This window comes from Roseibium algicola, assembly GCF_001999245.1.
Taxonomy (GTDB): domain Bacteria; phylum Pseudomonadota; class Alphaproteobacteria; order Rhizobiales; family Stappiaceae; genus Roseibium; species Roseibium algicola.
In genome coordinates, this window is sequence record NZ_CP019630.1 from 2,571,456 (window position 1) to 2,594,865 (window position 23,410).

General features: G+C 61.4%; 21 protein-coding genes. 11 read left to right on the forward strand and 10 right to left on the reverse strand.

What is annotated here, in order from left to right:
* The first annotated feature begins 12 nt into the window (after positions 1–12).
* The 4 genes from B0E33_RS11950 to B0E33_RS11965 all read left to right on the forward strand — a co-directional run bounded on the left by B0E33_RS11950 (position 13) and on the right by B0E33_RS11965 (position 6,759).
* Positions 13–429 carry an Lrp/AsnC family transcriptional regulator gene (locus B0E33_RS11950; protein ID WP_167579532.1) on the forward strand — a complete coding sequence of 139 codons (417 nt, stop codon included), beginning with the start codon at positions 13–15 and terminating at the stop codon, positions 427–429.
* A gap of 107 nt (positions 430–536) precedes the next feature.
* The gene (locus B0E33_RS11955) at positions 537–2,954 is read left to right on the forward strand and encodes an ATP-binding protein (protein ID WP_077291339.1); all 2,418 of its coding nucleotides are present in this window, start codon (positions 537–539) and stop codon (positions 2,952–2,954) included.
* A gap of 289 nt (positions 2,955–3,243) precedes the next feature.
* Positions 3,244–4,182, forward strand: coding sequence for a l-ornithine N(alpha)-acyltransferase (olsB, locus tag B0E33_RS11960; RefSeq protein WP_031269943.1), 939 nt, complete (start codon positions 3,244–3,246; stop codon positions 4,180–4,182).
* Between the two features lie 327 nt (positions 4,183–4,509).
* A complete protein-coding gene (locus B0E33_RS11965) occupies positions 4,510–6,759 on the forward strand; it encodes a transglycosylase domain-containing protein (protein WP_077291340.1) in 2,250 nt (749 codons plus the stop codon).
* A 262-nt stretch (positions 6,760–7,021) separates the two neighbouring features.
* Here B0E33_RS11965 and B0E33_RS11970 read toward each other — a convergent pair whose 3' ends face one another.
* Both B0E33_RS11970 and B0E33_RS11975 read right to left on the reverse strand, forming a co-directional pair.
* Positions 7,022–7,459, reverse strand: a complete 438-nt coding sequence (locus B0E33_RS11970) for a hypothetical protein (protein WP_077291341.1) — start codon at positions 7,457–7,459, stop codon at positions 7,022–7,024.
* A 76-nt stretch (positions 7,460–7,535) separates the two neighbouring features.
* Positions 7,536–8,369, reverse strand: coding sequence for a LysR family transcriptional regulator (locus tag B0E33_RS11975; protein WP_167579533.1), 834 nt, complete (start codon positions 8,367–8,369; stop codon positions 7,536–7,538).
* A gap of 87 nt (positions 8,370–8,456) precedes the next feature.
* Between B0E33_RS11975 and B0E33_RS11980 the strand changes: the two genes are divergently transcribed.
* On the forward strand, positions 8,457–8,720 hold the full coding sequence (locus tag B0E33_RS11980; protein WP_077291343.1) for a cyclase: 264 nt from the start codon (positions 8,457–8,459) through the stop codon (positions 8,718–8,720).
* Positions 8,717–9,601, forward strand: a complete 885-nt coding sequence (locus tag B0E33_RS11985; protein ID WP_077291344.1) for an EamA family transporter — start codon at positions 8,717–8,719, stop codon at positions 9,599–9,601. The genes B0E33_RS11980 and B0E33_RS11985 overlap by 4 nt, the downstream gene beginning before the upstream one ends.
* A 10-nt stretch (positions 9,602–9,611) precedes the next feature.
* On the opposite strand, the gene B0E33_RS11990 is transcribed toward B0E33_RS11985, so the two are convergent.
* The 7 genes from B0E33_RS11990 to rph form a co-directional block, all read right to left on the reverse strand.
* Positions 9,612–10,349, reverse strand: coding sequence for a M48 family metallopeptidase (locus tag B0E33_RS11990; protein ID WP_055660313.1), 738 nt, complete (start codon positions 10,347–10,349; stop codon positions 9,612–9,614).
* A 210-nt stretch (positions 10,350–10,559) separates the two neighbouring features.
* On the reverse strand, positions 10,560–10,982 hold the full coding sequence (locus B0E33_RS11995; protein WP_167579534.1) for a DUF2852 domain-containing protein: 423 nt from the start codon (positions 10,980–10,982) through the stop codon (positions 10,560–10,562).
* Between the two features lie 164 nt (positions 10,983–11,146).
* Positions 11,147–11,839 (reverse strand): glycosyltransferase, encoded by a 693-nt coding sequence (locus tag B0E33_RS12000; protein WP_055660566.1) that lies wholly within the window; start codon positions 11,837–11,839, stop codon positions 11,147–11,149.
* Between the two features lie 163 nt (positions 11,840–12,002).
* Positions 12,003–13,625, reverse strand: a complete 1,623-nt coding sequence (phaZ, locus tag B0E33_RS12005; protein WP_077293257.1) for a polyhydroxyalkanoate depolymerase — start codon at positions 13,623–13,625, stop codon at positions 12,003–12,005.
* Between the two features lie 281 nt (positions 13,626–13,906).
* Positions 13,907–15,061 carry a radical SAM family heme chaperone HemW gene (gene hemW / locus B0E33_RS12010; protein ID WP_077291345.1) on the reverse strand — a complete coding sequence of 385 codons (1,155 nt, stop codon included), beginning with the start codon at positions 15,059–15,061 and terminating at the stop codon, positions 13,907–13,909.
* A 15-nt stretch (positions 15,062–15,076) separates the two neighbouring features.
* A complete protein-coding gene (rdgB, locus tag B0E33_RS12015) occupies positions 15,077–15,715 on the reverse strand; it encodes an RdgB/HAM1 family non-canonical purine NTP pyrophosphatase (protein WP_023002405.1) in 639 nt (212 codons plus the stop codon).
* A gap of 11 nt (positions 15,716–15,726) precedes the next feature.
* Positions 15,727–16,440, reverse strand: a complete 714-nt coding sequence (rph, locus tag B0E33_RS12020) for a ribonuclease PH (RefSeq protein ID WP_023002406.1) — start codon at positions 16,438–16,440, stop codon at positions 15,727–15,729.
* A 171-nt stretch (positions 16,441–16,611) separates the two neighbouring features.
* Between rph and hrcA the strand changes: the two genes are divergently transcribed.
* Together hrcA and B0E33_RS12030 are read left to right on the forward strand one after the other, a co-directional pair.
* Positions 16,612–17,685, forward strand: coding sequence for a heat-inducible transcriptional repressor HrcA (hrcA, locus tag B0E33_RS12025; protein ID WP_031269953.1), 1,074 nt, complete (start codon positions 16,612–16,614; stop codon positions 17,683–17,685).
* Between the two features lie 96 nt (positions 17,686–17,781).
* Positions 17,782–18,585: a HesA/MoeB/ThiF family protein gene (locus tag B0E33_RS12030; protein WP_077291346.1), complete on the forward strand. Its 804-nt coding sequence runs from the start codon at positions 17,782–17,784 to the stop codon at positions 18,583–18,585.
* Positions 18,586–18,725: 140 nt separating this feature from the next.
* On the opposite strand, the gene secB is transcribed toward B0E33_RS12030, so the two are convergent.
* Entirely contained in the window at positions 18,726–19,226 is a 501-nt protein-coding gene (secB, locus tag B0E33_RS12035; protein ID WP_031269955.1) for a protein-export chaperone SecB, read from the reverse strand.
* Positions 19,227–19,424: 198 nt separating this feature from the next.
* Here secB and B0E33_RS12040 point away from each other — a divergent pair, with 198 nt between their 5' ends.
* From B0E33_RS12040 to B0E33_RS12050, 3 genes are all read left to right on the forward strand, one after another.
* Positions 19,425–20,831, forward strand: a complete 1,407-nt coding sequence (locus B0E33_RS12040; RefSeq protein ID WP_023002410.1) for an ActS/PrrB/RegB family redox-sensitive histidine kinase — start codon at positions 19,425–19,427, stop codon at positions 20,829–20,831.
* 15 nt (positions 20,832–20,846) lie between these two features.
* Positions 20,847–21,404 carry an ActR/PrrA/RegA family redox response regulator transcription factor gene (locus tag B0E33_RS12045; RefSeq protein ID WP_031269958.1) on the forward strand — a complete coding sequence of 186 codons (558 nt, stop codon included), beginning with the start codon at positions 20,847–20,849 and terminating at the stop codon, positions 21,402–21,404.
* A gap of 100 nt (positions 21,405–21,504) precedes the next feature.
* On the forward strand, positions 21,505–23,385 hold the full coding sequence (locus tag B0E33_RS12050; protein WP_077291347.1) for a VHL beta domain-containing protein: 1,881 nt from the start codon (positions 21,505–21,507) through the stop codon (positions 23,383–23,385).
* The last annotated feature ends 25 nt before the right edge of the window (positions 23,386–23,410 follow it).

Consider the following 23,410-nt stretch of genomic DNA (forward strand, 5'->3'; position numbering starts at 1 on the left):
GACAGAAGACCCATGGATTCAATCGACCGGACCTTGCTGCAACTGCTGGAAGCCGACAGCCGGACACCTGTGAAAACGCTGGCTGCCCATGTCGGCCTGGCCCGGTCGAGCGTTCAGGCCCGGGTCCGGAAGCTGGAAGAAACCGGCGTCATTCGCGCCTACACGATCCGGATCAGCGATCCGGAGCCGGCCGAAATCGAAGCCTATCTGTGGATCCGGACAGGTTCGGCGACCTGTGCGGCGATTGCGCCGGTGGTTTCGAAATTCGAGGAGGTTCTCCAGTGCCGCTCGATTTCCGGCGACAGGGACATGGTTCTGCTGGTGCGCGCCCGGACGCTGGACGGCCTCGCCGAGCTTCGCAATCGTATTGCTGCCCTTGATGGAATTGCCAATGTCGAGACCCATCCGGTGCTGAAAGACTGGATATGAACGCGGCGCGAAATTCCCGATTTACTTTTTTTGTCAGGCAATGAAACGGTTTCTCAAAGTTTACAACGCACTCTCAAGGCAACAGGATCTTGTAGAGAGTAGTTATCTTGGTCAGTCAAAACAGCGAACGCGCCGTCAATGCCGCGCCAGAAGCCGATGACACGCAGGACAAATTCTTTGCCGAAGAGCAAAAGCTTTCCTCTGCGGACACCGTAACTACAGACGAATATTCTTCCAGCATCACGAAACCCCTCGACGAGGAGGACGTCGGTCCCGCAGTCGGCCCAGGCCGCCGGGCAACCGATGCGCCCGTCTCCGCGCCTGCCAAATCGCTGCAGCATCTTGCCCTGGCGGGCATGATCATCGGCCTTGCCGCCGGTTTCATCATGGTTTCCAGCGACAGCCTGAACCGGTTTCTCGGTCTTGGTCTGACCTTCTTTGCCGGCGGGCTGGCTGTCTGGCGGCTGTTTGCCGACGACATGCAGCGCTCGGTGCAGGCGTTACAGGTGAAGGATGACAAGATCCGCCGCCTGATGGCACGCTGCGAGGAACTGGAAGACCGCGCCTGGGAACTTGGCGAATCCGACGAACGTCACGCCAGCATCCTGGCAACGCTTGGCGATGTCGTCGTCCGGCGCGACCAGGACGGCACCATCACCTATGTGAACTCTGCTGCCGACGATGTGTTCGGGCTCGGACATGCCTTGCAGCCGGGTGCAACCCTGCATCTGCCGCTGCTTGAGGAAGTGGGCTTTGAAAGCGCCGTCACGCAGGCCCTGGACAAGACGACCCCGGGCATGGGCTTTCAGGATCTCCACATCGACACCGCACAGGGCCCGCGCTGGTTCTCACGTATCGACATTCCGGTGCGCGACACCACGACGGACCGCCAGCTGGTGCAGACCGTTCTGCGCGACGTGACCGAGCGGCGCCTGATCGAAGAAGAACTGCTGGCTGCCCGTCATTCCGCCGAAAGCTCCAACGAGGCGAAATCCCGCTTTCTCGCGACCGTCAGCCACGAGATCCGTACGCCGCTCAACGGCGTGCTCGGCATGGCCGCGCTCCTGCGCGACACCCGCCTGACCAAGGAACAGAGCGCCTATATCGAGGCGCTGGAAACCTCCGGCGAAACATTGCTGCTCCTGATCGATGAAGTGCTCGACTTTTCCAAGGTGGAGGCCGGCAAGCTCGACATTCAGGCTGCCCCGGTTCGGGTTGGCGCCCTGGTGGAAAGCGTCGTTGAACTGCTTGCCCCGAAAGCCCACGCCAAGTCGCTTGAAATCGGCTCCATGCTTGACCCGAACCTGCCGGAAGAGGTGACGCTGGACGCCACTCGTGTCCGCCAGATCCTCTACAATCTCATCGGCAACGGCATCAAGTTCACCGATGAGGGTGGCGTTGCCGTCGAACTGACAGGTCGCCCCAATCCGGACGGTGGCGGTTTTCTGGATATCGACGTGCGCGACAGCGGCATCGGCTTTGACGAACAGGAGGCCGAGCGGCTGTTTCAGGAATTCGAGCAGGTCGACCATGGCCCGGCGCGCAAGTTCGGCGGCACCGGCCTCGGTCTGGCCATCGCCCAGCGGCTTGCCGGCCTGATGGGTGGCGAAATTGCCGCGCAGCCCTCCGAAGACGGCGGCGCGCAGTTCCGCGTGTCCTTGCCGATCCCCGAATCCCTTGTTGCCGACACGGATCCGCGCCTTGCCAAGCTTGAGGGCCGCAGGATCGTGTTCGTCAGCACCAGCCAGATCGAATGCCCGCTGCTGGCCAGACGGCTGCAGTATCACGCAGCCAATGTGTCCGTGCATGCGCCGGGCAGTACGGATCTCGATGCCGCGCTGGCCGAGGCCGATCTACTTGTTGTCGACAACGGCGCCCTGTCCGACAGCGGCGGCTGGCTGGCCTCTGCCCGCCTGACCGGCTGCAAGGCTCCTGCCGTCGTTATGATCGCCCCGCCGGAGCGCGAGCGCCTGGAACATCTGCGCGAAGCCGGGTATGCCGCCTATCTGATCCGCCCGGTGCGGATCGAGACCCTGGTCCAGATCTTTTCCGGCCTGCTGGACGACGACGGCATGGAACACGCCTGGGACGCAAGCGCGGAGCCCGTCAGCAACGGCTTCCTGCCGAACCGCTACAAGGTTCCGGCCCGGCCGCTGCGCCTGCTCGTGGCGGAAGACAACGACATCAACCGCCTTTTGAGCGAAGCCATGCTGCGCAAGCTCGGCCATGTGCCGGTGATGGTGATCGACGGCGAAAAGGCCGTCGAGGAAGCCGCCAGCGGCGCTTATGACGCAATTCTTATGGACCTGCACATGCCAGGCCTCGACGGATTCCAGGCCATTCGCCAGATCCGGTCCGACGAACAGGCCGCCGGCCGGACCAATGTACCGGTGCTGATCGTGACCGCCGATGTCATGAAGGATGCAAGGGACAAGGCGACAGAAGTGGGCGCTGCCGGCTATCTGACGAAACCGCTTTCCGTAGAAGCGATTTCCGACGCATTGGCCGAAATCAGCCGCGCCTGACGCAGCGAACTTTCCCTGTCGCGACAGCCGGAAGTGGAAACGCTTCCACCGGCGCTCGTAGAAATTCACAAAGCCGCAAGAGTGGGCTAAGCTTGCACGTGGAAAACACGGCGCAAAAAACCGAGTGTCATCCAGCTGTCGGAATAGTATGTTCTACGGCAGGCTTGAAGCACACTGACCGGGTTCGGACGTAATGTTCCGGCGAAGGTAATTCGGCAAGTGAAACAGACGAGAACCTGTGAAACCTGTCAGTGCGCCATAAGGAATACACGAGGGTGGAATGTCCATAATGCGCCAAGGGCTTTTTTCTCCCAGGAAACTGGTCAGGAAATTCACACCGGCAATGCGTCCGGACGCCAACCTCCCCAACGCGCAGCGCATCGGGCCAGCACTGCAGACCCCGGTCAAGACTGGCGAAACGCTCGGCCGGATCGGATCCCTGGAAGTGCGGATGGCCCGCAACTTCAAGGAAGTTAAAAAGGCACAGCGCCTGCGCTATGACGTTTTCTACGAGGAAATGTCGGCCATTGCCGATGCGCATACGCTGGCAACCCGCCGTGATGCCGACCCCTTCGATGCCTATTGCGATCACCTTCTCGTGGTCGACCACGACTTGCAGAAGCGCAACAAGCTGGGCCGCCTGAAGCCTGAAATCGTCGGTACCTACCGGATCCTGCGCCAGGAAATCGCCGATCAGCATGCCGGTTTCTATACCGCCGCCGAATACGACATCCAGTCGCTGATCGACGCAAACCCGGGCAAGCGCTTCATGGAACTCGGCCGGTCCTGCGTTCTGAAGCCTTACCGCAACAAGAAGACCGTCGAGCTCCTGTGGCACGGCATCTGGTCCTATGTTCTGCGCCACAACATCGATGTCATGCTCGGCTGTGCCTCGATCGAAGGCACCAATCCGGATGCGATCGCCGGCCAGCTCGCCTTCCTGCATCACAATGCCCGCGCCCCGGAGGAATGGCGCGTGCGTGCGGTGGAAGACAGATACGTCGAAATGAACCGCATGCCAGCCGAGGAACTCAATTCCAAGGAAGCGCTGCGGGCTCTGCCACCGCTTGTGAAGGGCTATCTGCGCCTCGGCGCGTTCATCGGCGACGGAGCGGTGATCGATCACCAGTTCGGCACGACGGATGTGCTGATCATCATGCCGGTGTCCGAACTGAACACGCGCTACGTCAATTATTACGGCGCCGACGCAAGCCGCTACTCCAGCTAGCTCCGGCGATTGCTGCCAAGCTTTCCTTCGTCCTCCCGGCCAGGCTTGACCCTTAGCCGGGATCGCGGAGGCACAAGCCTTTGCATTTTTCCTGCGTTTGAGCGGCACTCGCTTCCCGGTGCTGCGGGTTTGCTGCCTTTTGTGCGGGATGGTTATCGAGCTAGTGCGCGCCGCCTGTAGCTGAACATCCCGTCGTCTTGCCCGTGCAAAAGCCCGTAGCCTTAACGCCCCCTTAAATCGCCGCAATTTAAGCTCATCTCCGGGGAAACCGGCGTTTGCCGGATAACGCCAACCCTGGTTGGTACGGAGTTAGGGGACGAAGGATCAATGGCGCCTCGGGCGAAACGCCAGCCGCGTGTTGAACCGACATTCGGAAATTCAGGCAGCAGCCTGCTCGACCTGCGCTTGAGCCCGCAGGACCGTCCAGCTGCGCCTTCTTCCAAGTCGTCCGGCAAGGGCAAGACCCGCAAGGCTCCGGTCAAGAAAAAAACCGGATCCTCTCCGCGCAAGACGGCCAAGAACGGCAACGGCAATGGCCGAGGCAACGGAAGGGGCGGCGGCCGGTCCGGCGCCAAGCGGCGCAAGGCCAAACGCAAGAACAGGTTCCAGGCCCCGACCGCCTTCGGCCGCCTTCTCAAGCGCGGCTTCTACTGGAGCATGGTGCTCGGCATCTGGGGCACCATCGCCGTTGTCTGCTTGGTCGGCTATTACGCCGCCTTTCTGCCGCCGACCTCCGAATGGCAGGTTCCGGCGCGACCGCCCAACGTCAAGATTGTCGCCGCCAATGGCGAATTGCTGGCAAACCGCGGAGACACCGGCGGCGAGGCCGTGCGCCTGGAGCAATTGCCGCCCTATCTGCCCAATGCCGTCATCGCCATCGAGGACCGGCGCTTCCGCTCCCATTTCGGTGTCGACCCGGTCGGTCTTGCCCGCGCCGTCTACACCAACTTCACCTCCGGACGCCTGCAACAGGGCGGCTCGACGCTGACCCAGCAGCTTGCCAAGAACCTGTTCCTGGAACAGGACCGGACGATCAAGCGCAAGATCCAGGAACTGGTGCTCGCCTTCTGGCTGGAGGCCGAATATTCCAAGGACGAGATCCTGGAAATGTACCTGAACCGGGTCTATCTCGGCTCCGGCGCCTATGGCGTGGATGCAGCTGCCCGCAGGTACTTCGGCAAATCGGCACGGCTTTTGACCATTCCGGAAGCTGCCACCATCGCAGGCCTGCTCAAGGCGCCGTCGCGCTATTCGCCTGCCCGCAATCCGGACCTTGCAGAAGACCGCGCCCAGCTTGTGCTCGCTGCCATGAACGAGGAAGGCTACATCACAGGCGATGAAGCCAAGAACGCCCTGGCCGCGCCCGCCAAGGTGGTGCGCCGCTACACCACCGCCAGCGAGAACTATGCCGCCGACTGGGTGATGGACGTGCTGCCGCATTTCATCGGCTCGATTGAAACCGACATCGTGGTCGACACCACCATCGACCCGAAGATGCAGCGGGCTGCCGAACAGGCGCTGCGCAGCGCCCTGAAGGAAAACCGCGAGAAATACGGCGTTTCCCAGGGGGCTGTCGTGACGCTGGACACAGCGGGCGCCGTGAAGGCGCTGGTTGGCGGGGCCGATTATTCCAAGAGCCAGTTCAACCGGGCAGCCTATGCCAAGCGGCAGCCGGGCTCATCCTTCAAGCCGTTCGTCTATCTGGCCGCGCTTGAAAACGGCCTTTCACCCCAGACTATCCGGCAGGACCAGCCGGTCCGGTTCGGCAACTGGTCACCCCAGAACTATTCCAAGGACTACTACGGCCCGGTGACGCTGACACGGGCGCTCAGCCTGTCGCTGAACACAGTGGCCGCGCAGCTGACCTATGAGGTTGGCGCGGGAACCGTTGCCGACACGGCCAAACGGCTGGGTGTCACCTCGGAAATGAAGAACAACCTGTCGATCGCGCTCGGCACCTCCGAAGTTACGCCGCTGGAAATCGCCGGTGCCTATGTGCCGTTCTCCAATGGCGGCTATGGCGTGCTGCCGCATGTGATCCGGCGGATCAAGACCGTGGACGGCAAGACGCTTTATTCCCGCTCTGGCGATGGACGCGGCCGCGTCATCGACCGCCGTCTGGTCGGCGAAATGAACATGATGATGTCGGAAACCCTGGTAACCGGCACAGGCCGCAAGGCACGGCTGGAAAGCGGGCGTCCCGCCGGGGGCAAGACCGGGACCAGCCAGGATTTCCGCGACGCCTGGTTCATCGGCTATACGGGCAATCTGACCACCGCCGTCTGGTTCGGCAATGACGACAACTCACCGACGCGCAAGGCGTCCGGCGGCGGGCTGCCCGCCACTGTCTGGAAAGAGGTGATGGATGCCTCCCACGAGGGCCTGCCCGTGGCAGACCTGCCCGGCGTGCCGGATGTACCGGCTACCGTCTCCGCCCCGCGCAAGCCCGGCCCGGTGGAAACCGTCGGCTCCGGCAGCGAACCGATACCGCCAGCCCCCATTGGTGGCGGCGGCGAAGGCAACGGCGAACGCCGCGGCCCGCTGAACCTGCTGCGCAATCTGTTTGGTGGCGGCTGATACCGAAAACTGTCGTTCACAGCTCATAAGGCCGTGTTTGAGGCTTCGGCCGGTGGAACTGCGCGTTCCGACCGTGTGTGTGCAGCCCATCCTTCGAGACAGGCTTTCAGCCTTCCTCAGGATAAGGTTCACTATTTTGATCTTCCCTGGCCTTCAACACACATCTCCCTCATCCTGAGGAAGACCAGAGGCCTGTCTCGAAGGATGGGCCACTTGCTCCATTTCTCAGAAATACCTGCGACACATATCCGTTAATTCCACCTCAGCACTGATGGCTGTAGGTGAACACCAGCGTGTCGGTGGTGTAGCGGCCGGTGGGGCGGCACTGGTTGAAGACTTCACGGGTGCCGGTGACAGTGACCTGAAGCTGGTCGCCGCGCACCGGGCCTTCGACGAAATATTCCAGCGGTGAACCCGGACAGTATTTGGAGAACACCCGGGCGGTGCCGGAATACCAGTTGCCGTTCTTGGCACCGCTGAAGAGCAGCGTGCCGCGCTGGACGCCGGCGTTGCGCAGGACGGGTTTTGGCACTTCATAGGACAGCCATCGCTGATTGCCCTGCGCCTGCAGCCGCATGAGCGAGCCATTGTGGTTCCAGCAGCTGTCGGCCATGGCCTGACCGGAGAATGTCAGTCCCGGCAGGGCAAGGCCCAGCAAGGCCAGCGCCACGACTTTGATCGGATATCTCAAGCTTTTCATGTTGCATCTCCCAGCTTCCCCTGGGGAATCGAGGCAGATTCTCCCGTGTTTGCAACTGGTTTTGCCCGGCCGCCGCTTACCCTTTTGCCTCCAGAAGCCCCTGCAGACCTTTGCGCACATAAGGCAGGTATGTTTCCCCCACCGGCGTTCCGGCGACGATGCGAAGTTCCAGGTGTGGCAGGGCAGGCAGCGAGGTGACTGTGGGCAGGTCGGCGGCATGGAACCCGGCGAGGGCCGGAGCCACGGCGATGCCGGCACGGACAGCCGCCTCGATGACGACAAGGCCGGACACGGTGGCCTTGGTCGTCCATTTCACGGCGCTCGTGTCCAGCGCGGCAATGGCGGCATCGCGCATGGCGCATCTGTCGGCATAGACCGCAAGCGGCAGGGCATTTTTTGATGTTGAAAGCGACGCGCTGCCGAGCCAGACAAGCGGCACGCTGGCAACAAGGTCACCGGTCCGGCCCCGCTGGGGCGACACCACGATGACAAGATCGTACCGGGAGCCGAGACTTGCCAGAAGCATCTGCGAGGAGTGGGTTTCCAGATCGAGAGAGCAGGGCTCCGGGCCGTCTTCCAGCGCTCTCAAGACAGGCACGAGGCCATAGGCGGCGATGTCGTCCGTTGCGCCAATGCGCAGGTACGGCAGCACCGAAGCCCCGCGCGCGGCGGATATCGCCTCGCGGTGCCGGGCCAGCAGGCTGCAGGCATGGCTGTAGAAGGTCTGTCCCGCCGGCGTCATCTCGACCGAACGGGTGGAGCGGTTGAACAATTGAACACCGAGTTCGGCTTCCAGGCCCTTTATCTGCTGGCTGACGGCAGACTGGGTGCGTCCGACATCCTCGCCGGCGGCACGGAAACTCTGCCGGTCACAGACGGCGACGAAGGTACGCAGGACATGCTCATCCATTGAGTAATTTTTCTTTTCAATAAGTCCAGAACAATTAATTTCACAATAGAACCAATGACTGGCTATGTCCATTTGAGGAGACAAGCCATGACACACATCCAGACAAATGACGAAAAACGGGTCTGCTTCGATTTCGAGATCGATTTCTCGAACGGTGGCGGCATTCAGGGGCAGGGCTTCCGGCTCGACATTCCCGGAGAGACCATCTCGGACGACGAACTTGCAGACTACATTGTGCGCGACATGCGCCTCTTGATGGTCGGCGAGGTGCGTATCCTCAACAAGACGATCATTACCGAAGCGCACAAGCGCCAAGCGGCGGCGAAGGACCGGACGGAGACCCGGCCTTGAAGGGACAAGACATTTTGCTCGCGCTTGTTGTGGTGTCGGTCTGGGGGTTCAATTTCGTGGTGATCAAGATCGGTCTGCAGGAACTGCCGCCAATCCTGTTTGCCGCATTGCGCTTTGCCCTGGCAGCTTTTCCGGCCGTCCTTTTCCTGAAGCGGCCGCGCACGTCGATGAAGCTGGTCGTCCTGTTCGGCCTGTTCATGTTCGCGCTGCAGTTCGGACTTCTGTTTGCCGGCATGCACCTTGGAATACCGGCAGGACTGGCCTCGCTTGTGCTGCAGGTTCATGTGTTCATCACGATAGCACTGGCCGTTGCCTTTCTGGGTGAAACGGCCAGTCCGGCGCAGATTGCCGGAGCCACGCTGGCGACCGCGGGCCTTGGCCTGGTGGCATTCAACCTGACGGGCAGCACAACACTGACCGGGCTTGGTCTGGTCGTTCTGGCCGCCTGTTGCTGGGCCATCGCCAATCTCGTTACCAAGCACATCGGCACCGTTGATCTGCTGTCGCTGGTTGCCTGGGGCAGCCTTGTGGCTCCGCTGCCGCTGTTGCTGCTATCGGCCTTCGTCGAGGGTCTCGACGTCTACCGGCAGGTCTATGAAACCGTTTCGTGGCGGGGGTTATTTGCTCTGTTCTACATCGTCTACCCGACGACCTTGCTGGGCTTTTCGGTGTGGAGCGGACTTCTGGCAAGATATCCGGCGGCGACCGTGGCGCCCTTCACCCTGCTGGTACCGATCGTAGGCATGCTCTCAGCTGCCCTTGTTCTGGGCGAACCTCTGGAGCCGTGGAAACTCGGCGCGGCAGCGCTGGTGGTATCGGGTCTTTGCGTCAATCTGTTCGGTTGGCAGTCTGCAGCGCGCCTGCGCCGGACGGGCGGCTAGGAAGGCAATTTCAGCCGTACCCGTGCAGGCGAACCCCGTTCTGCTTCAGCCAGACGCGAGCCTTCGGTGTTTGCGGGGCAAGCTGTTCGCACAGGCGCCAGAAGCGCGCCGAATGGTTCATTTCCTTCAGATGCGCCACCTCGTGGGCCGCGACATAATCGAGGATTTCCGTTGGTGCCAGAATGAGCCGCCAGGAAAAGGAAAGTCGTCCGTTGGAGGCGCAAGACCCCCAGCGGCTGGTGGTGTCGCGAATGCTGATGGCCGCGACCTTCTTGCCGATGGTTGCGGCGTGGAGTGTTGTGCGGGCCGAGAGGTCCGCCCGGGCCTGTTCCTTCAGCCAGGTGGTGACCTTGCGCGGGATGTGGTCTTCAGCCCCCGGCACGAACAGCGCCGGCAAACCGGCGTCGTTCCGGCCAAGGGTAATCAACCCGCGCAGCTTGCCGGTTGGCACGATGACGTGATCCTCACCGCGCAGGGGTACGATTTCCCCGGGCAGAAACGTGACGTGGTCCGCCCTGTCCTGCAGACGCTCTATCAGCCAGTCGATGTGCTGGCGCGCGAACCGCTCGGCACGGGCAAGATCGCCGCCCTTGGGGACGGTCAGCACCGGACCGGACCTGTCGGCCGGCAGACGCAGAAGATACCGCTGCGCGCGCGGATTGGCCTTGAGGCGGATGCGCACGGCACTGGCACCGGTCTGGATCTCGATATGGTCGGGCAGCGTTTTCTTGCCGGCGCGGAGAAACATCAAGGGCGAAGGTCCATCGAATCAGTTGTTCCGATTTTAGCGAATTTGCGAGCGATTTCGCGGCAATTCTAAAGGGGGCAAATTGAATGAGATTCCGGCTTTCTGAAGGCCGGCTGCAATTCTGGCTGTTCTGAAACGGACAAGAGCGGCGCCTTTTCAGGCGCCGCTCTTGGTCTGGCCGTCGGGGAACGGGTCCGGGAGGAGGAGACTTTACAGCGGTGCGGCTTCGTCGCCAGTGCTGCGGCCCCGATTGGCCATGAAGCGGTCGAATTCTTCCTGATCGCGCGCGCGGCGCAATTCACGGAGGAAATCATCGAACTCGGCGCGCATGGTGTCGAGCTTGGCACGCTCTTCTTCCAGTCGCTTCAGTTCGCGCTCGCGATAGTCGTCAAATGCGACGTTGCCCGTGCGGGCATAGGCAGTCGTATTCATCTGCTCGAAGGCTCCCTTCAGCGGGCTGCCCCGCCACTGATCTTTCGCATCGCGGAGCATGCCTTCAAAGCGGTCGCCCCACAAAATGTAGGCAAGCATGGCAAGGCCAAGCGGCCAGAATGCCACGAAACCCAGCACCATCAGGCCGATAGTTACCGGCGTCCAGGCAGGTTTGATCATGCAACTTTTGGCTGTTGTCATCGTCCTATCCATTTCAGACATCCACGACTTTCCAAGTGGGGACGATTGCAGGCTCCTTCAAGGATTCGTGACAGGGATCACAGAATTCCCGCAACGAAAAACCCGGTCTGCAAAGTTGCGGACCGGGCCTACTTCATTGATTTATATGTAAAATGCGAAACGGATCAGTCGAATGGTCCGTCGATCACATGTTGCGCCGAATAGTTCGCCAGGAGCTTCTCGCGGTGCCATTCAGCCGCCATCGGCGCGTTGGCGTATTCGTGGAAGCAGGGCGTGCCGAGCGTGAAGTGAAGAAGTTTCGCGTCGGGGTTGGGGCCGAATTCATCCGGCAGCCAGTTCCATTCCTTCGGCAGCTCGCCGATGAGCTCGTCGTCCAGCCAGGTGAACCGGTGCAGCTGCGCACCGGTGGCATTCATCACGAAGTCGGGCGTTACCACCTTGTTGGCCGGGTGACCGCAGTTCCACAACACCACGCTGGACCAGTTCTTGCGCGGGTAGTTCTCGTTCTTCGAGCCGAGATACTTGGTGGTCTGCCGGGTCTGATAGTCATGGTGGACACACATGACCGCCTTGCTCTCGTCGCGCATGGCGAACAGCTTGGCAATGTCGTCCCGCACGATCATGTCGCCGTCCATGAACAGCGCCCAGCCGTTGTAGTTCATCAGGCTCGGGATCAGGAAGCGGGTGTAGATGAAGTGATTGGACCCGTCGGTATGGGTCTCGTTGTAGGTCTTCAAATTGTGCAGCGACAGCGGCGTAATCGCCAGCACGTCGCTCGAAAGCCGGGTCAGGCTGTTGGCGCAAACATGATAGGCAATCGCTTCACGCGGATCGAAACCAATAAAAATATTGAGCACTACTGAAACCTCCGGCCTCGCTGTCTGACCGGCACTTGTATTGGGCCGAAAGGCCAGAATCAATAGCAGCAGGCAGGCTGCCGCCAGAAACCGGACTTTTTGGGACAAGTTAAAGGCACGCGGCCAAAGGCACCCATGGTGGGTGCCTTCACCGATGCTTGTTTCAGCTCACCGTTTCGGAAAGCTGGCGGGCCTGCTCGATCCAGTTGTCCCGGGCGATACGGCCACGGAAATCCAGCTTGGTGTCCAGGGCCTCGATCTGCTCTTCCGTCAGGCCGGCGATTTGCCAGAAGTGGAAGATACCGGCTTCGTTGAGAGCCGATTCCAGTTTCGGGCCGACACCGCTGATCGATTTCAGATCATCCGCGGCACCGTCCGGCTTGGTCAGCAGGATGCTCTCCAGCGAATTGCCGCTGCTCTTTGCAGCCGGTTTTGCCTTGGCAGGCGCTGCCTTCACGGCCGGTTCGGCAGCTGCTTTCGCAGCCGGTGCGGCAGCAGGCGCAGGTGCCGGTGCAGCGGCCTTGGCGACCGGAGCCTTGGCGGCAGGCTTGCGCAGGTCCGTACGGTTGGAGCGGATGAAATCCATGACCCGCGGCGCGATCTCGGACCGCCAGCGCGATCCGTTGAAAACGCCGTAGTGGCCGACATTCGGCTGCTCGTAATGCGCCTTCATGTCGTCGTCCAGACTGGTGCAGAGCTTATGCGCCGCCTTGGTCTGGCCCCGGCCGGTGATGTCGTCCTTCTCTCCTTCAACGGTCAGAAGGGCCGTGCGGGTAATCTTGCCGCAATCCACCAGACGGCCATTGTGCATCATGGTGCCGTTCGGCAGCGCGTGCTCGATGAACACCGTTTCGACGGTCTGCAGATAGAATTCGGCCGTCAGGTCCATGACGGCGAGATATTCGTCATAGAAGTCGCGGTGTTTTTCGGCGTTGTCGCCGTCGCCTTCCACCAGATGCTGGAAGAAGTCCCGATGCGCGGTCACGTGACGGTCGAGGTTCATGCTCATGAACCCGGAAAGCTGCAGGAAGCCCGGATAAACGTCCCGCATGAAACCCGGATGCGGGAAGGGAACCTTCATGACGACGTTGTTCTTGAACCAGTCGATACCCTTGGAAACCGCCAGGTCGTTGACCGCCGTCGGCGCCACGCGGGTGTCGATCGGTCCGCCCATCAGCGTCATCGTGGAGGGTACATAGGGGTCTTCGCGGTCTTCCATGACAGCGACGGCTGCCAGCACCGGCACGGACGGCTGACACACGCCCAGAATGTGTGTGTCCGGCCCGAGGAAGTGCAGCATCGAGATGATATAATCGATATAATCATCAAGATCGAACTTGCCTTCCTGCACGGGAACCATGCGGGCATCGATCCAGTCGGTGATGTAGACATCCGCATTCGGCATCAGTGCTTCCACCGTACCGCGGAGCAACGTGGCGTAGTGGCCGGACATCGGCGCGACGATCAGGATCTTCGGATCGTTGCGGTGCGTCGTGACCCCGCGTTCGAAGTGGATCAGGTCGCAGAACGGACGGCTCCAGACGCTGACTTCACGTACAGAAACGCGCACACCGCTTACGGTGGTTTCCTTGAGACCGAACTCCGGCTTGCCGTAGCGGCGCGTCGTGCGTTCAAGCACCTCGCAGCCGGCAGCGATCGAACGGCCATAGCTGGTATGAGTCAGCGGATTCAGCGGGTTCTGGAAGTAGAGCCGGGTCATGTCGGCCAAAGCTCTGAAGGGCGCCATCGCGGCGTGGTTCAGTTCGTAAAGGTGGTAAAACGGCAAAGACGTCTCTCCTTTGCTGAACCAATTGGTGCCGGCCCCATTGGCATTGTTCGTAAACATTTTTTTCGGCCCGTCTCTTCTTACACCATCTATTGCATTGCAACAGGATAGCTATGCCTGTTGCAGCCCGCAATACTTCTAATTGGTATGTGAATACGCGCCTAAGTGCTCAGGATCGCGACGAAAGACATTTTCGCACCAAATCACTGTGCAATGCAAAAGACCCAATAGAACATTTAAATCAATTTGGTAGCATTATATTAACGGCGTTCCAGAACGGCTCAGGCGGCCAGATCTGCGACCACCGCATCGAGCACGAAAAAACCTTCACGGGTTGCGCGAATGCGGTTTTCCCCGATTTCTTCCACCATGCCATGCTCTATCAGGGCTGCCAGACGAAGCGGATCGATGGAGCGGCTCGCATAACGCTCGTAGCGTTTCAGGTCGATCCCCTCGGTCAACCGTAGTCCCATGAGCAGGAATTCGTCGCCTTGCTCCTCTTCGGAAAGACCGGCGTTTTCGATCAATGCATGACCGTGGCTTTCGACATTTTCCAGCCAGGTCTCCGGATGGCGCTCGGTGGCGGTTGCAAGCTTGCTGACACCCACCGTGATGCGCCCATGGGCACCGGGCCCGACGCCGACATAATCGCCGTAGCGCCAGTAAACCAGATTATGCCGGCATTCGGCGCCCGGACGGGCGTGGTTGGAGACTTCATATGCGGGCAGACCGGCAGCAGCGGTCACATCCTGCGTCAGTTCATAGAATTCGGCGCCGAGATCCTGATCCGGCATCTTCAGCTTGCCGGCGTGAAACAGCGTATGGAAGGGCGTGCCTTCCTCGATCGTGAGCTGGTAGAGCGACAGGTGATCGGCCGCGAGCGCAATGGCCTCGTTCAGTTCCTGTTCCCAACCGGCCAGTGTCTGACCCGGCCGGGCATAGATAAGGTCGAACGACAGGCGCGGGAAGGTTGCCCGCGCGGTTTCGATAGCGGTGCGGGCCGTGCGCGCATCATGCAGGCGGCCAAGCAGCCTCAGATCCGTATCGATGAGCGACTGCACGCCCAGCGAGACCCGATTGACACCTGCTGCCCGGTAACCGCGAAAGCGCTCGGCCTCGACCGACGAAGGATTGGCCTCCAGCGAGATTTCGACGTTCTCATCCATCGACCAGCGATCGGAAATCGCCTTCAGGATACGGTCGACCGTTGCCGGTTCCATGAGCGAAGGCGTGCCGCCGCCCAGGAACACGGACTGAACCGTCCTGCCCTTCGTCAAATCGGCGAAATGAGAGAGTTCCCGTTCGAACGCGGCCGCGAAACGGGCCTGGTCGACCGGCTGGTGACGGACATGGGAGTTGAAGTCGCAATAAGGGCATTTGGCCGCGCAGAACGGCCAATGAATATAAATGCCGAAGCCTCCTTCGGCTGCCCCCACACCTGTCACGTCTTTTTATCCTTCCAGGCAGCCGGCAGAAAAGAGCTGGAATGCCCGCGCCCTGTGTGAAAGGGCGGATCCGTCCTTTGACCAGCCGTGTTTTTCTTCAGAGGTCATTTCGCCGAAGGTCCGCTCATGGCCATCCGGCTGGAAAACCGGGTCGTAGCCGAAGCCCTGCGTACCGCGCGGCGGCCAGACGATCTGTCCCTCGACCTCGCCGCGGAAGAACTCTTCGCTGCCGTCCGGCCAAGCCAGGCACAACACGGCAACAAAAGATCCCCGGCGCTTGTCGTCCGTCGTTGCACCCAGGGTCTGAAGCTTTTCCTCGATCGTGCGCATGGCCATCGCGAAGTCCTTGTCCGGACCAGCCCAGCGCGCGGAATAGATGCCCGGATCGCCGTTCAGTGCCGCAACGCAGAAGCCGCTGTCATCAGCCAGGGCCGGCAAGCGGGAAGCCTTGGCCGCCGCATGGGCCTTGATGGCTGCGTTTTCCTCGAACGTGACACCCGTCTCGTCCGGTTCCGGCAGGTCCAGCTCTCCGGCGGAGATCACTTCGAAACCATAAGGCTGAAGCAGTTCGTTGATCTCGCGGATCTTGCCCTTGTTGTGGCTTGCGACAACCAGTTTGCCCGGTTCCAGCTTGCGATGGCTCATGGTTTGCGCCCTTAGAGAATGGCCATTTTCTGAAGATCGACCAGCTTGCCGATGCCCAGCTTGGCCAGGCCCATGAGCTTGCCGAATTCTTCTTCGGAGAACGGTGCACCTTCGGCCGTTCCCTGGATTTCGACGATGCCGCCGGACCCGGTCAGAACGAAGTTGGCGTCGGTCTCGGCGGTGCTGTCCTCGGCGTAGTCGAGGTCGAGCACCGGAGCACCTTCGTAGATGCCGCAGGAAATGGCGGCAATGTGATCCTTCAGGACCTCGCCGGAGACCATGTCACGGGCCTTCATCCACTCGATGCAGTCGCGCAAGGCAACCCAGGCACCGGTGATGGACGCCGTGCGGGTGCCGCCATCGGCCTGGATGACGTCGCAGTCCACAGTGATCTGGTTTTCGCCGAGGGCTTCCAGATTGACGACGGCGCGCAGAGACCGGCCGATGAGACGCTGGATTTCCTGCGTCCGGCCAGATTGCTTGCCGGCACTGGCTTCGCGGCGCATGCGGTCGCCCGTGGCGCGCGGCAGCATGCCGTATTCAGCCGTCACCCAGCCGCGGTTCTGTCCGCGCAACCAGGGCGGAACCCGCTCTTCCAGGCTGGCGGTGCACAAAACGTGCGTGTCGCCGAACTTGACGAGGCAGGACCCCTCGGCATGTTTGGAGACCCCGCGCTCCAGTGTGACCGCACGGAGTTCATCGGCTGCGCGTTTGGACGGACGCATGCATATCCCTTTCGACTTTCGTTCCGGAAAAACCGCCGTTTCTCCAGTGTATTCGTTGGGGCCTTGTAGACCCCAACTTCCTTCGCCGTAAAGGCCTTGCGTTGTGATACTTCACGCAAGCCCCCTTTTGCGCCTATATCTTTTTGATGAAAGCCCGGTCGACCCCGGTGAGTGGTCACATTCGGAGAACAAGCCTTGAGCCTCAGCGACCTCGACAAGAGATCCCGTGAAATCTTCCGTTCGATCGTGGAAACCTATCTGGAGACCGGCGAACCCGTCGGGTCCCGGAACGTTTCGCGCAAGCTCGGCATTTCGCTGTCCCCTGCCTCGATCCGCAACGTGATGTCTGATCTGGAACATATGGGCCTGCTGCATTCGCCGCATACCAGCGCAGGCCGGCTGCCGACCGAAATCGGGCTTCGGTTCTTCGTTGATGCCCTTCTGGAAGTGGGCGACCTGACCCAGGACGAGCGCCGGGCGATCGATGCCCAGGTGCGGGCCTCGCAAAAGGCGAATTCGGCCGAACAGGTACTGACGGAAGCCAGCCAGATGCTGTCCGGCCTGTCCATGGGCGCCGGTGTTGTCTTGACCCACAAGTCGGACATGCGGCTGAAGCACATCGAGTTCGTGCGCATCGAACCGCTGAAGGCCTTGGCGATCCTCGTCAGTGAAGACGGGTCCGTCGAGAACCGCGTTGTCGATCTGCCGGGTGACCTGCCGTCCTCGGCTCTTGTGGAGGCCAGCAACTACCTGAATGCCCAGATCAAGGGCAGGACCCTGTCGGAAATCCGCTCCGAACTGGAAAAGGTCCGCGATGCGGACCAGGCCGAACTGGACCTCTTGAGCCAGAAGGTCATTGATGCGGGTCTTGCGGTCTGGGGCGGCGAAAGCGCCACCGATCCGGGCACGCTGATCGTGCGGGGCCGGTCCAATCTCCTGACCGATCTCGACGCCGTCGAGGATCTGGAGCGCATTCGCCTGCTGTTCGACGATCTTGAAAGCAAGAAGGATCTTATCCAGTTGCTGGGTCTTGCCGAACAGGGCGACGGGGTGCGCATTTTCATCGGCTCGGAGAACAACCTGTTCTCGCTGTCCGGATCCTCCCTGGTGGTGTCACCCTACAGGGACAGCAACCAGCGCATCGTCGGTGTTCTCGGTGTCATCGGACCGACCCGGCTGAATTATGCAAGGGTGATCCCGATGGTCGACTACACCGCCCGGCTGGTGAGCCGGATACTCGGATAAACCTGCCGGAGACCGGATTTCCCGAGCGGGCACGGGCTTGACCTGCCGCCGCCACCACCCCCATGTGTACCCGAGACCAGCCAGACAGGACTTGACATGCTTTCGCCCGCCGAACTGGAACGCTACGCCCGCCACATCGTGCTGCAGGAGATCGGCGGTGCCGGCCAGCAGAAGCTGAAAAATGCACGCGTGCTGGTGATCGGTGCCGGCGGCCTCGGCGCGCCGGTGCTGCAATATCTGGCAGCTGCCGGTGTTGGCACGCTGGGCGTTGCCGACGACGACACGGTGTCTCTTTCCAACCTGCAGCGGCAGGTGATCCACGATACCGACCAGCTGGGTGAGCCCAAGGTTGCCAGTGCGGCAGAAGCGATTGCGCGACTGAACCCCAATGTGAAGGTCGAGCCGCACCCCACCCGCCTTGCCGGCCACAATGCCATGCAGCTCGTTTCCCGATATGACCTCGTGGTGGATGGATCGGACAATTTCGACACCCGCTACCTGGTGTCCGATGCCTGTTTCTTTGCGCAAAAGCCGCTAGTGACGGCCGCCGTCGGCCAGTTCGACGGCTCGCTGACCACCTTGAAGCCCTATGAGACAGGCCCGGACGGCAGCGCCAACCCGACCTATCGGTGCCTGTTCCCGCAAAAGCCGCGCGACGGCCTGCTGCCGACCTGTGCCCAGGCCGGCATTCTGGGTGCGCTGACGGGCATCATTGGCGCCATGCAGGCCATGGAAGTTCTGAAGGAGCTGACCGGAACGGGCGAAGGACTGGTTGGCCGGATGATCCTCTTCGACGCCAGAACCGTGCGCATGGAAACCATTCGCTACAAGCGTTCCGCGAAGAACCCACTCAACGGCGACACTCCGAAAACCTGGGCGGAGCTACTGGAGGGGGCGTGACACGAGATCGCCCTCCCGCAGGGAGTGAGAAACCTACTGTTGGCCGCTTCCCTAAAGTCTGACCGGACAGTCTTTCGGGCAAACAAAAACCCGCCCCGGTTTCCCGGCACGGGTTCTGTAAAACTATGGTCTGACTGACCTTAGTTCGGCTTCTGCTCGGTCGCCTGCTGAGCAGCGGCCTGCTGGGCCATGTTCTGGCGGTAGAGCTGAGCGAAATCGATCGGGTCGAGCATCAGCGGCGGGAAACCGCCGTTGCGGGTCGCTTCGGAAAGGATGTTGCGGGCGAACGGGAAGATCATGCGCGGGCACTCGATCATCACGAACGGATGCATGTGCTCTTTCGGCACGCCGGTGATCTTGAACAGGCCTGCGTAGACCAGCTCGACGTTGAACATCACCATGTCCGGGCGTTCTGCCTTGGCGGTCAGGGTCAGGACGACTTCAAACTGGTCGTCACCGATCTGCTGGGCACCGACGTTGACGTTGATGTCGAGCTTCGGCTGGTCGCCCTGTGCCAGGGAGCGCGGCGCATTCGGGTTTTCGAAAGACAGGTCCTTGATGTACTGGCCAAGGATGTGCATGCCCGGCGCTGCTGCGCTTTCCGCCTGCGGCTGAGCGCCGCCGTCATTGGTGTCGGTCATCATCTCATTCCATTGCGCGGTGCTGATCTGAAATGAAGAGCTATTAAATCCCTCCGGCTGGCCGCCGGCCCGCGTGATCCGGACAGCCGTGTTAGCGGGTGGCTACCACTTACGCCTTGTCGGCACAAGAGCCCCGGCCTTGCCAGCCGCCGGAATCCGCTTCAAAAGAGGGAAGTTGCCGTTCTCCAAGAAGTCCAGATGCACGAACAACCGACATCCAATATCACCCTGCCGCACCGGCGCCTGAAACTCGACACGCTGGTGCGCCTGCGCTGGCTTGCCGTGGGCGGCCAGTCCGCAGCGCTCCTGGTAGTGCATGTCGGTCTGGGCTATCCGACGCCGGCCGGACCTGCCTTTGCCATGGTGGCCCTGTCCGCCTGGCTCAACATTTTCCTGAAGATCCGCTGGCCCTCGGCCATGCGCCTGTCGGAACGCGCCGCAGCCCTGCAGCTTGCCTATGACATCCTGCAGATGAGCGGCCTTCTGTTCCTGACCGGCGGTCTGGGCAATCCATTCGCGTTCCTGCTGATGGCGCCGGTGATGGTGTCCGCGACGGGCCTGTCGGCCCGTTACACGGTGATCCTCGGTATTCTGGCCACGGTTTGCGCCAGCCTGGTTGCGGTTTTCCACCTTCCTCTGCCATGGCCGGTGGGTGACGACTTCTCGCTTCCAATCGTCTATTCGGTCGGCATCTGGACCGCGCTCGTCTCAACGCTCGGGTTCATGGCAATCTATGCGTTCCGGGTGGCCGAAGAGGCCCGCCAGATGGCGGACGCGCTTGCGGCAACCGAACTCGTGCTTGCCCGTGAGCAGCATCTCAACGCGCTTGACGGGCTGGCAACCGCGGCCGCACATGAGCTCGGCACACCGCTTGCCACCATCTACCTGGTGGCCAAGGAACTGACGGACGAATTCGAGGCGAGCGACCCCAGGGCCGAGGACGTGGACCTGATCCGCTCACAGGCCGAGCGCTGCCGGTCGATCCTGCGTCAGCTCACGAGCCTGTCGAGCGAGGAGGACCGGACCTACCAGCGCATGCCGGTGTCGCAACTGCTGGAAGATGTTGTCGACCCGCACCGGGGCACGGGCGTTGCGATCCATTCCACCGGGTCCGGTACCGGCGCCGAGCCGGTGGGTACACGAAACGCGGCAATCCGTTACGGACTTGGCAACCTGCTGGAAAATGCCGTCGACTTCGCCAAGACCCGCGTCGATGTGTCCGCCAGTTGGGACGAAACGACACTCTCGATTTCCATCAAGGACGACGGTCCCGGATTTTCGGTCGAAATTCTGGGCAAGATCGGCGACCCCTACGTTTCCGTGCGCGGCGGAAAGTCGCCGCAACGCGGCACCGGCGGAGGGCTTGGTCTTGGCATCTTCATTGCCAAAACCCTGCTGGAACGCACGGGTGCCAAGCTGCATCTGGAAAATTCGGCCCCACCCCAGACAGGGGCTCACATCCGTGTAAGCTGGCCGCGCAAGGTATTTGAACAGGACGGCAGAGTGGACGAAACGGCTTTTTCACCCCATAACGGCAATAAAGCGCAAACAATGCATGCTGTGCCCGTGAATCCATCCGGGGTGCAGGAGAAGACGCAAGAATAAGACCGGTAGAGCCAAATGACGGACCAGACACCTGCCCTGAACAGTTCGGAGGACATGACCCTCCTGATCGTTGACGACGACAAGCCGTTTCAGCAGCGCCTCGCACGCGCCATGGAAAAACGCGGCTTTACGACGGAAACAGCCGACAGTGTTCAGGACGCAGCCGGCAAGATTGCCCAGAATGCCCCGGCCTTCGCCATTGTCGACATGCGGCTTGAAGACGGCAACGGTCTTGATGTCATCGAACAGCTTCGCCAGCGCCGTCCGGATGCCCGCGCCATCGTGCTGACCGGATACGGCAATATTGCCACTGCTGTCACGGCGGTCAAACTGGGGGCCATCGACTATCTCGCAAAGCCCGCCGATCCGGACGATATCGTTGCCGCGCTTGCGCGCAAGCCCGAAGACAAGGCGCAGCCGCCGGAAAATCCGATGTCGGCCGACCGGGTCCGCTGGGAGCATATCCAGCGGGTGTACGAGCTTTGCGACCGCAACGTTTCGGAGACCGCACGCCGGCTGAACATGCACCGCCGAACCCTGCAAAGGATCCTGGCAAAGCGCGCGCCGCGCTGAGAAAGCCGGGGCTTCCCGCCATTGCGGGCTTGCCCTTAGACTGCCACTTTGCCTAAGTATTCCCAAACGGTGCTAACCTGCGCTCCCACGGAGATCGCTTATGCGGCTTGATGCTGCCCATGTTCTTGTTACCCCCGCGCTGAAATCCGGCCTGCTGGCCGCGTGCAGTGTGGTTCTTATGATGTCGGCTTTGCCTGCACAGGCTCAATCGGTTCCCGAAACCGTGCGCATCAACGTGGAACCGCCGCAACCCGGCATCCGGTCCATCACCGTGAACAAGAAATACCGGCCGATCATCAGCCGCGACGACAAGGGTGTCGTCATCGACACGATGGGCAGCGACAACAAGTTGCCGCCCTGTGATGTCAAGCTTGAAGTCACTCTGGAAAACAGCCGCGTCCTGCATCGGGATGCCAGCTTCTGCTCCGGTGGCACGCTTGTGGTCGACGTCTCGAACGACGGCAAGCCGGGCGCGGTCGCCCGCATCGTCGGCACAACTTCGGGAACGGCCGCCGGCCCGGTTTCCAATGCTCCGGCGGCAACACAGTCTTCCCAGCAGGATCGACCTGCCGAAGGACAACAGACCGCTTCCAACTCCAACGGATCATCGACCCCATCCGTTGAGGAAATCAAACCGCCTGCCGAAGAGGGCGGGCTGAAGCCGCTCGACCAGGTCGATACCCCGATTTCCGCACCCGGCACCGAAACGGCCTCCCTGCCTGATGACATCGACACGGTAACCGGTGACGGTTATCCGGGTGCCGCCAATTCCGAACCGGTTCTGGTGAGCCCGAACGAGGCGCGCGAGTGGCTGGCCGAACCGGGTACGCAGCCCGGAACACCATCGCTGCTTCAGCACGCCGTAGCGCAAACCGACGACCGGGATTTCCGGGCCGATTGCACCACCCAGTCCGGGTTTGCCAAGATCACGTTCCAGCAGGCTCCTGCCGGGCTTCTGGAAGGCATGCCGCAGGCCGTGCGCATTTCCGCAGGCGAATTCGACAGCGTCTACAATGCTTTCGGTTCTTCCAGCGCCAATGAAGCCGGCACGTCGCTGCCCGAAGTCAACATTGAAATGACCGACCCGCTGTGGGAGGCCATGATCAAGCAGTCTGCCCTGTCGATCGCGGTCGAAGGCCTGCCTGCACACGAAGTTTCCCTGAAAGGCAGCGCCAACCCGGTGCGCCTGTTCGTTGCCACCTGCGCCCAGCCTCAGCAGATCGTTTCAGACGATGCCTACGGCAGCGGTGCGGAAGAAGCGAACTCGGATCTTTCCTGCTCCGAGGCCGGCCGGGTGCGGTCGGTCGAAGCCGTCCGGCCTGGTCAGATCGTGTTCCGCAACGCCAGCCGTCAGCCCATTGAAGTGAGCTGGGTGGATTACCGCGGTGGCGAGCGGCCCTACGCGCGCCTTGAACCGGGGCAGATCCTGGAACAGCAGACCTATGTTTCCCACGCCTGGACCGTGCGCGGTTCCAGTGGCGAATGCCGGGGCATCTATGTCACCAAGACCCCGTACCGGGAGGTCGTGATCAACGGACCGGCGAACTTCGGTGCCCCCGGTAACAACGGCTTTGGTAACAACGGGTTCGGCAACAACGGGTTCGACAACAATGGCGGCACCTGGGGTGCCCCCAACGGTGGCGGTTTCGACGGTCAGCCCGGCAACGATTTCCCGTCCGGCCCTGTCCCCCCGGGATCCATCGAAGGTTCAAACCAGCCGAATTTCCAGCAACAGCAGACGGCTCGCGCCAATGTGGCCGACTACCTGTGCACCGCCGGCATAGATCTGAATGTCGTGTTTTCGCCGGACATGCAGTCCGCGACCGTTGCCGAAATGGGCTATGGCGCAGTCACCCTGCAGAGACAGGGCAGCGCCAACACGTTCTATTACGAATCCCAGGGGCATGTGCTGAAGGGCCAGGTTCAGAATGCCACCTGGTCCCGTCCCGGATTGCGGGACGTGTTCTGCGCCCGCAGATAAATTTCAGACACACCTGTAAAAAACG

Coding starts and splice junctions, on each gene's coding strand:
- B0E33_RS11990 (WP_055660313.1), bottom strand. CDS start 10,349: ATGTTTCTCCGCGCCGGCAAGAAAACGCTGCCCGACCATATCGAGATC.
- B0E33_RS12040 (WP_023002410.1), top strand. CDS start 19,425: ATGCACGAACAACCGACATCCAATATCACCCTGCCGCACCGGCGCCTG.
- rph (WP_023002406.1), bottom strand. CDS start 16,440: ATGCGTCCGTCCAAACGCGCAGCCGATGAACTCCGTGCGGTCACACTG.
- B0E33_RS12050 (WP_077291347.1), top strand. CDS start 21,505: ATGCGGCTTGATGCTGCCCATGTTCTTGTTACCCCCGCGCTGAAATCC.
- B0E33_RS12030 (WP_077291346.1), top strand. CDS start 17,782: ATGCTTTCGCCCGCCGAACTGGAACGCTACGCCCGCCACATCGTGCTG.
- B0E33_RS12045 (WP_031269958.1), top strand. CDS start 20,847: ATGACGGACCAGACACCTGCCCTGAACAGTTCGGAGGACATGACCCTC.
- B0E33_RS11995 (WP_167579534.1), bottom strand. CDS start 10,982: ATGACAACAGCCAAAAGTTGCATGATCAAACCTGCCTGGACGCCGGTA.
- B0E33_RS11975 (WP_167579533.1), bottom strand. CDS start 8,369: ATGGATGAGCATGTCCTGCGTACCTTCGTCGCCGTCTGTGACCGGCAG.
- rdgB (WP_023002405.1), bottom strand. CDS start 15,715: ATGAGCCATCGCAAGCTGGAACCGGGCAAACTGGTTGTCGCAAGCCAC.
- B0E33_RS11965 (WP_077291340.1), top strand. CDS start 4,510: ATGGCGCCTCGGGCGAAACGCCAGCCGCGTGTTGAACCGACATTCGGA.
- B0E33_RS11970 (WP_077291341.1), bottom strand. CDS start 7,459: ATGAAAAGCTTGAGATATCCGATCAAAGTCGTGGCGCTGGCCTTGCTG.
- B0E33_RS11980 (WP_077291343.1), top strand. CDS start 8,457: ATGACACACATCCAGACAAATGACGAAAAACGGGTCTGCTTCGATTTC.
- B0E33_RS11950 (WP_167579532.1), top strand. CDS start 13: ATGGATTCAATCGACCGGACCTTGCTGCAACTGCTGGAAGCCGACAGC.
- olsB (WP_031269943.1), top strand. CDS start 3,244: ATGCGCCAAGGGCTTTTTTCTCCCAGGAAACTGGTCAGGAAATTCACA.
- secB (WP_031269955.1), bottom strand. CDS start 19,226: ATGACCGACACCAATGACGGCGGCGCTCAGCCGCAGGCGGAAAGCGCA.